1 protein-coding gene is annotated in these 1,913 nt (G+C 62.7%); it reads left to right on the forward strand.

Annotated elements, in window-relative coordinates; translation table 11 throughout:
• The first annotated feature begins 314 nt into the window (after positions 1-314).
• Entirely contained in the window at positions 315-1,793 is a 1,479-nt protein-coding gene (locus HMPREF1546_RS15585) for a HAMP domain-containing sensor histidine kinase (protein WP_021749292.1), read from the forward strand.
• Positions 1,794-1,913 lie beyond the last annotated feature (120 nt).

The following is a 1,913-nucleotide window of genomic DNA, read 5'->3' on the forward strand; positions in this document are numbered from 1 at the left end:
CTGGCAGGCGCCCCCGGGGCAAAGGAGAGCTGACGTTTCCGGGGACGAAGGCCCCGGCGCCGCGAAAGCGGCGTCAAGCGGTCCGCAGGACCCTTGAACCTGCCGGAATTCATTTCCGGCAGGTTGGTGAGATAAAAGGGGCCCCCGGAGGCCTGCGGCCTCCGGGGAAAACAGCAGCCAGTGGGCGCTGAAAACGGTGTGGGGCGTGGGGTACAAGTTCGAGCTGGCAGGCGCCCCCGGGGCAAAGGAGAGCTGACAAAACCGCCTGAAAAGACCTTCGCCTTTTCAGGCGGAAAACCGGGCAGGGAGGTCTCATGAAGGTACGGATCGCGCGTATTGCAAAACGGATGCACAACAAGTTCAGGGGCCTGTACTGGCGGCAGATGTTCGTCACCGTCGGCATGGTGCTCCTGACGCTGTTTTTGCTGGGAGTTTCGTTTTTCTCCCTGAGCTACAACTACGCCCGGGGCCAGGAGAACGGGGAGCTGGCCGCCCAGGCCCAGGTGGTGGGGCAGCTCTCCGCCAGCTATCTGGAAAACGGGCGGTACCTGGACATGGAGGAGCTGCAGCACGAGGAGGACTTCCAGCGTCTGGCCTCCTTCGCTGCCACGGTGTCCGAGGTGGACTTCCTGATCTGCGACGTGGAGGGCCACGTGCTGCTGTCCACGGATGCGTCTCTCAGCGGGCTGGTGGTGACTATGCCGGAGGAGATGACCGCAGAGGTGCTGGAGGAGGGCATCAGCTCCAGGCGCACGGACGTGGACGGCCTGTACTCCAACAAGCGGTTCGTGGTGGGCGTTCCGGCCATAAGCGAGGATACCCCCGACCCCGTCGGCATGGTCTATGCCGTGTCCTCCACCACCTCGCTGGACACCATGTGGTCCGGCTTCATCGGGCTGTTCTTCATGACGGCGTTCGTGGTACTGATGATCTCCTTCATGGCGTCCTCCATCACCACCATGCGGCAGATCCAGCCCATCCGGGAGATGGCCAAGGCCACCCGCCGCTATGCGGAGGGGGACTTCGACATCCGCATGAACGACTACGGCCGGGATGACGAGTTGGGAGAGCTGGCGGCCTCCTTCAACAACATGGCGGAGAACCTGCAGCAGACGGAGCGCCAGCGGCGGGAGTTCATCACCAACATCTCCCATGAGCTGAAGACGCCCATGACCACCATCGCCGGCTATACAGACGGCATTCTGGACGGCACCATCCCGCCGGAGAACGAGCGGCAGTATCTCCAGATCATCTCCGACGAGAGCCGCCGCCTGAGCCGGCTGGTGCGGCGGATGCTGGACGTGAGCCAGCTGCAGGCCATCGACCCCCTGCGGGAGGGAAAGCACTTCGACATCTGCGAGAGTATGCGCCGGGTGCTGATCTCCATGGAGCGGAAGATCACAGACCGGAATCTGGATGTGGAGGCGGATATCCCCGAGGAGCCCATTCTGGTGCTGGGGGACAAGGACATGATTACGCAGGTGATTTACAACCTGCTGGAAAATGCCACCAAGTTCGCACGGGAGGGCTCCACTCTCTATCTGGGCGTCACCACCATCGACGGCAAGGCCCGGGTGACGGTGCGGAACGAGGGGGACACCATCCCGGCAGAGGAGCTGCCGCTGCTGTTCGAGCGGTTCCACAAGAGCGACAAGTCCCGCAGCGAGGACAAGGATGGTTACGGCCTGGGGCTGTACATCGTCAAGACGATTTTAGAGCAGCATAAGGAAAAGATCAGTGTGACCAGCGAGGACGGCGTGACCGCGTTCTCCTTCTCACTGGCCACAGAGTGAGGCGTGCATGGAGGAAGAAAAGCAGTTGGCCGGAGAGGACCGTCTCTCCGGAGAGATCGTAGAGGTATACAGACAGCCGCTGCCCGGGGAGGTGGTGGAGCGGTACAGCCGCCCCCTGCC

Origin of the sequence: Oscillibacter sp. KLE 1745, assembly GCF_000469445.2 — a bacterium.
GTDB lineage: Bacteria > Bacillota > Clostridia > Oscillospirales > Oscillospiraceae > Oscillibacter > Oscillibacter welbionis.